Source organism: Streptomyces sp. NPDC056296 (genome assembly GCF_042268605.1).
Taxonomy (GTDB): Bacteria; Actinomycetota; Actinomycetes; order Streptomycetales; family Streptomycetaceae; genus Streptomyces.
Genome location: NZ_JBHJRX010000123.1, coordinates 1 through 6,671, shown reverse-complemented (window position 1 = coordinate 6,671; position 6,671 = coordinate 1). Strand labels below are relative to the sequence as shown.

General features: G+C 71.9%; 2 protein-coding genes. Both read right to left on the bottom strand.

Annotated elements, in window-relative coordinates; translation table 11 throughout:
* Nucleotides 1-961, bottom strand: a 961-nt coding sequence (locus tag ACFCZF_RS40570; protein ID WP_376675940.1) for an ABC transporter transmembrane domain-containing protein, incomplete at its 3' end; no start/stop codon positions are given.
* Nucleotides 948-6,671, bottom strand: a 5,724-nt coding sequence (locus ACFCZF_RS40565) for an amino acid adenylation domain-containing protein (RefSeq protein WP_376675939.1), incomplete at its 5' end; no start/stop codon positions are given. The genes ACFCZF_RS40570 and ACFCZF_RS40565, both read right to left, overlap by 14 nt.

Sequence of the window (6,671 nt, the reverse complement as noted above, 5' to 3'; positions counted from 1 at the left end):
GGCCTGGCTCCATCACTACAATCACCACCGCCCCCACACCGCAACCGGCGGCAAACCACCCGTCACCAGGTTGACCAACGTCCCTGGGCAGTACAGCTAGTCCCACGGCCATGACGAGTTCACCGATGTTGATCCGGCCCTCGAACGCCAGCCAGCCGGCCGTCAGCGTCACGGCGGTGGCGAGGACCGCGTTGAGGACCAGTGCGGTGCCCGCGTACGCGCCGTTCACCCTGGCGACGGTGATCGCCTGGTGCTTCGCCTCCGTGCTGACCTTCCGATAGGAGCGGAACGCCGCGTGGTTGCCGCCGAAGCCGTGCAGCGGGCGCAGGCCGATGATCAGGTCGGCGACCTTCGCGCCCGCCCGTGCCACCCGGGCCTGCTGTTCGCGGGTGCTGGAGCCGATCCGTCTGGACATCACGCTCAGGATCGACAGGATCGCAACGGTTCCCACGATCACCAGCAGCCCGAGCCGGAGGTCGGCCAGGCCCAGCGCGACGGCCGCGATCACCACCGCGACCAGTGAGCTGATCAGCAGCGGCACCACCTCGATGATGTCGGCGGTCTGGTCGGCGTCCTCCGTGGCGATGGTCAGTACCTCGCCGGACTTGAGGTCGACGTCCCTGGCCACCGGCTGGAGTCCGCAGGCCGCGACCCGTACCCGCCAGCGGTGCGCCTCGGTGGTGTTGGCCTTCTGCAGGACGCGCATCCCGAACCGCCAGGACAGCGACACGGTCGTGATGATCACGGCGAGCGCGCCGATCGAGACGCCGAGCGAGCCGAGGCTCCGGTCCCGCATCGTGTGTTCGACGATCAGGCCGAGGGCGATCGGGAAGGCGGTCTCACCGGCCTGGTACAGGCCCATGAGGACGGTGCCCCCGGTCATGGCGCCGACGTTGCGGCGCAGCGCGGTGCGCAGGATGTCGGACCCCGGGCGGGGCCGCTGTGTGTCAGGAGTTGTCATCGAGGTGGCGGGCAATCGCTTCCGGGGTTCGCAGGGTGAACAGATCGCGGATCGTGATCACAGGACCGTACTCCCGGCGGAGCAGCCCGGTCAGCCGCACGGCCAGCATGGAGTGCCCTCCGAGGGAGACGAAGTCGCTCACCGCGCTCACCTCGTCGTCGTCCAGGTCCAGTGCCTCGGCGAAGAACTCGCACACCGTGATCTCGGTTTCGGTCTCGGGACTCCGCTCCCCCGCCGTGGTCAGCGCGCCCAGCGGCTTGGCCTCCGGCAACGCCTTGGTGTCGGCCTTCCCGTTCACGGTCAGCGGGATGCCGTCGACCTGGGCGTAGTGGGTCGGGCGCAGGAAGTCCGGCAGTCCGGCGCCCACTTCGGCGGCGACCTCCGCCAGGTCGGAGCCGTCCAGCACGAGGTAGGCGGCCAGCCGGTACGCGCCGTCGACCTGCGGATCGGGCTGGGCGACCGCGGCGACGAACCGCACCGCCGGATGCGCCGCGAACGCGGCCTCGACCTCGCCCGGTTCGACCCGGTGCCCCCGGATCTTGACCTGCTGGTCGGTGCGGCCCAGGTACATCAGGTTCCCGTCGGGACGCCGCACCACCAGGTCCCCGGTGCGGTACATGCGCTCGCCGGGTGCACCGAACGGGCACGCGACGAAGCGGTGCGCGGTCTGGGCGGGCTGCCCGAGATAACCCCGCGCGATGCCGACGCCCGACACGTACAGCTCTCCGGGAACGCCGTCCGGCAGCGGCCGCAGCCACGGGTCCAGGACGTACACGTCCGTGTTGTCGATCGCCACCCCCACCACCGGGTCCTGGCACTCGAAGGTGCCGACGCCGAGGGTGTTGATCGTGTACTCGGTGGGTCCGTACAGGTTGTAGCCGACGGTTCCCTCGGTCTCGGCGAGCCGCTGCCACAGCGCCGGGGTGACGGCCTCGCCGCCCAGCAGCACGAGTGCGGGCCGGCGTTCCGGGTTGTCGAGCAGGCCCTCGGCCACCAGTTGCTGCGCGTAGGTCGGGGTCACGTTGATCACGTCGATCCCGTGCCGGCGGCAGTAGGCGACCAGCCTGGGCGCGTCACGGCGCAGTTCCTCGTCGCAGATGTGCACCTCGTGGCCGTCGGCGAGCCACAGCAGCTCCTCCCACGACATGTCGAACGCGAACGACACGGTGTGGGCGATCCGGAAGACCCGGTGCCCGTGCGCCGACAGCACCGGTTCGAAGATCCGGCGCTGGTGGTTGATCAGCATGTTGGTGAGTCCGGCGTACTCGGTCACCACTCCCTTGGGCCGCCCGGTCGATCCGGAGGTGTAGATCGTGTAGGCGGGGTGCCGGAGCCGGTTCGGATCGTCCGGCGCGAACGTCACGAACGGCTCGGCCTCGGGCAGCGAAAGGTCCAGCTCGATCAGGTCGCCGGTCAGCCGGGGCGACACGGCGCTCACGGTGAGGATCAGGTCCGGGCGGGCGTCCGCGACGATCGCGGCGATCCGCTCGTCCGGGTGGTCCAGTTCCAGCGGCACGTACGCGGCTCCGACGCGCAGTACGGCGAACAGCGCCACGATCGAGTCGAGGGAGCGCGGGATCGCGATGCCCACGGTCGCCTCGGGGCCGATGCCGCGCCGGGCCAGCACACCCGCCACCGCGCGGCTGCGGTCCCGAAGTTCGGCGAAGGTCATGTGCGAGCCGTGGGCGACGAGCGCGACGCGCTGCGGGTCGCGGTCCGCGGCACGGTCGAACCGGTCGACGACGGTGTCCGTGCCGACGTCGGTGCGTACCGCGGACTCGGGTTCCGGTCCCGGGCCGCGCAACGCTCCGACCGGCCCGGTCGACCGGGCCAGGTCGTCGAGTACGCGCAGGTAGTCGTCGAGGAGTCGACGGGCGTTGCCCGTGTCGTCGTCGCGGTACTCCAGCTTGACGGTGAGCCGGTCGCCGGGGGTGACGACCCAGGTGAACGGATAGTGGGTGGAGTCGTCGGCCTTTACCGAGGTGATGCCGTGCCTGGCGTTCATGTCGGCGAAGGCGTCCATGTCCAGGAAGTTCTGGAGTACGAACAGGTTGTCGAAGAGGGTGTCGTGCCCGCCGGCCCGCTGGATCTCGCCGAGGCCGAGGTGCTCGTGCTCCATGGCCTCGACCCTGGCGGACTGTACGGCCGTCAGGTACTCCCGGACCGTCTGGTCCGGCCGTGCTCGCGTCCACATGGGCACGGTGTTGAGCAGTACGCCGACGATGTCGGAGAGTCCCTCGCCCTCCCGGCCGGAGACGGTCACGCCGAACACGGCGTCGCCGCGGCCGGTGTGCGCGCCGAGGAGGAGGCCCAACGCGCCGGTGAGCACCGAGTTCAGGGTGACACCGTGCGCCTTGGCGGTTTCCCTCAGCAGGTCCGACTGTTCGGCGGAGAGCGTGTGTACGAGCGCGCGCGGCAGGTCGCCGGAGAGGGCCGGCGCCGGTCCGGCGAGCAGGGTCGGGCCGGGGAGACCGGCCAGGTGTTCGGCCCAGAAGCGTTCCGATGCGCCCTGGTCCTTGGCGTCCAGCGCTCGGGCGTGGTCCTCGAAGCTCGGCGTGGCCGGCACCGCGGCCGGCGGCTCACCCGCCAGGACGGCCTGATAGGCGTCGAAGAGGTCCCGCAGCACGATCTCGCGGGACCAGCCGTCCCACAGCAGCAGGTGGTAGCTGAGGAGCAGGCCGTCGCGGTCGCCGGGCAGACGCACCACGGTCAGTCGGATCAGGGGTGGCTCGCCCGGGTCGAATCCTCTGTCCCGGTCCCGGGCTCGGACGGCTTCGAGTTCCGCGTCGGTCGCCGGTTCGACCGTGCGGACGTCGACTCGCCGGCCCGCCGCGAGGACCTGGACGGGGTTTCCCTCGTCGTCGGTGGTGAAGCCGGCGCCCACGACCGGGTGGCGCGCGATCACGTATGCCATCGCCTCGGCCAGCGCGTCGGTGTCCAGGCGCCGGTCGAAGGTGAAGTAGCTCTGCGCGACGTAGTGTCCGGCCGAGCCCGCCAGTTGGGCCTGGAAGTACAGGCCTCGCTGGAGCGGGGTGACCGGTGCGGTGCGCTCGGCCGTCGCGGCGGCGTCCGCGATGTGTTCCAGTGCGCTGTGCCAGTGCCCGGTGATCTCGTCGGGGACGCCCTCGGCGAGGGTGAAGGCCGCGTGCAGGCTGCCGGTGGCCGCGTCGGTCCACGCGTTGACCTCGACGGCGTACGGGCTGCCCTGGTCGCCGCCGGTGAGGTGCGGCGCCTGGGACTCGCTGCCCCGGCCGAGGTAGTTGAACAGCACCTGCGGGCGGGCGGTCAGCAGCGGGGCCGTCTGTGGGTCGAGATACCTGAGTTGTCCGTAGGCGGCGTGCGCGCGCTCGTCCGGCTGTCGTTCCGTCACTTCGCGCGCGGCGGCGAGCGGGTCGGTGTGCGCCGTGAGCCGTACGGGCGCGATGGAGGTGAACCAGCCGACCGTACGGCTGTAGTCGTGGTGTTCGAGGGCCGGCACCCGGCCGTGCCGCTCCAGATCGATCGCGAGGTCGGTGGGCGAGGGCTGGATGTGTGTCAGCGCGGCACGCAGCGCGCCGCACAGCAGCTCGGTGAGACCGACGCCGAGTGCGGCGGGCGCGGTGCGCGTCACTAGGTCGCTCGCCTCGGGTGCGAGTACGACCGTGGTCTCGCGGGGCTCCTTGGCCGGGGGCAGCGGCGCGGGCGCCTGGAGGGTGGTGATCCAGTGGTCCAGGTCGCCGGTCGCATGGGTGGCCCGGAGCGTCAGTGCTTCGGCGTACTCGGCGTAGGACGTGGTCGGGGGTGCCAGGGGCGCTCCGCGCATCGCGGTGGCCAGGTCGTCCAGCAGGACCGGCCAGGAGACCGAGTCGACGGCGAGGTGGTGCACGGTGACCACCACGGTCCGGCTCCGCTCCAGCCACGTGAACGCGATGACGTCCCCGGACTCGGGATCCAGCCGCCCGGCGGCTTCGTCGGCCGCGATCGTCGCGTCGGTGGGGGCCGTGGCGTCCGTGGTGTCCGTCCGGGTGACGGTAACCTCGCGCGCGGGTTCGGTACGCAGCGACCACACCCCGTGTTGGACGCTCAGCCGCAGGCGCAGGGCCGGGTGCGCGGCCACGACGGCGTGCGCGGCGCGCTCGACGTCGGCGAAGCCGGTGCCCTCGGGGGCCACCAGTGTCCTGGCCTGGGCGAACCGGGCGAGTGAGCCGCCCAGTTCCCGCTGCCGCAGGACGATCGGCGTCAGCGGCAGCGGGCCGTCGGCGCGGCGGGCGGGCGCGGGCACCGGGGTCGGCGGGGTGCTCGTCCCCAGGTGCTCGGCGAGGGCGCGCGGTGTCCTGAGCAGGAACACGTCCCGTGGCGTGATCGGCAGTCCGAGTGCCCTCGCCCGGTTGATCACGGTGATGGCGACGATGCTGTCGCCTCCGGCGCGGAAGAAGTCGGTGCCGGGGTCGGCGTCGTGGCCGGGGAGCGTGTCGGCGAAGATCGCGACGAGGGCGGCGAGCGCGGAATCACCGGTGGCGTCGTCGGCGGCGGGTCGGGTGTGGCCGGTCGCGCCCGGCTGCTGGGCCGCGGATCGATACGTCCCCGCGTCACCCAGCGGCGTACCCGCTCGCTCGGTCAGTGCCTTGCGGTCCAGCTTGCCGTTGACCGTCAGCGGCAGGACGTCCACCGGCAGCACGCGGCCCGGCACCATGTGCGCGGGCAGCTTCGTGGACAGCTGCTCGGCGAGGTCTCCGGGCGCCCGGCCCACGACGTGCGCCACCAGGTGGTCGCCGCTCCCCGCGACCGTGACGGCCGCGTCGGTCACCCCGTCGAGTTCCCTGATCGCGGACTCCACCTCGCCCAGCTCGATACGGAAGCCCTTGAGCTGCACCTGGTCGTCGGCACGGCCGGTGAACTCCAGCTCGCCGTCGAGCGTGCGGCGGGCGAGATCACCCGTGTGGTACATGCGGGAGCCGTCGCCCGCGAACGGGTTCGCCACGAACCGGCCGGCGGTCAGTCCGGGCCGGCCCAGGTACCCGAGCGACACCTGGTCGCCGGCGACGTAGATGGCGCCCACCCTGCCCGGTGGCACGGGCCGGAGCCGGTCGTCGAGCAGGTAGGTGACCAGGCCGGGAAGCGGACCGCCGATCGGGCTGGCGTCGCCGCCGGGCCCGAAGTCCTCGTCGGTCAGCACGCGTTGGGTGACATGGACGGTGGTCTCGGTGATGCCGTACATGTTGACCAGCTCGGGCGAAGCCGTGCCGTGCCGCTCGACCCAGCCGCGCAGCCGCCCGAGGTCCAGCGCCTCGCCTCCGAAGATGATCCGCCGCAGTGCGGGCAGCGGTTCGCCGGCCTGCCGGTCGGCCTCGCTGAACTGGTAGAACGCCGACGGGGTCTGGTTGAGCACGGTCACCCCGCGCTCGCGGACCAGCCGGTGGAAGTCGACCGGGGAACGGGTCAGCCCGTACTCCGGGACCAGCAGCTCACCGCCGTGCGCCAGCGCCCCCCACAGCTCCCAGACCGCGAAGTCGAAGGAGAAGGAGTGGAACTGGACCCATGTGTCGTGCGGACCGAAGCCCATGTCGGACCGGGTGTTCGCGAGCAGCGTCACCACGCTGGAGTGCGGGACGACGACGCCCTTGGGTCTGCCGGTCGAGCCGGACGTGTAGATCACGTACGTGGGGTCGGCCCAACCGGCCCCGGGCCCCGGCTCGGTGGTCGCCGGAGGCGGCACCTCCCCCTGCACGAG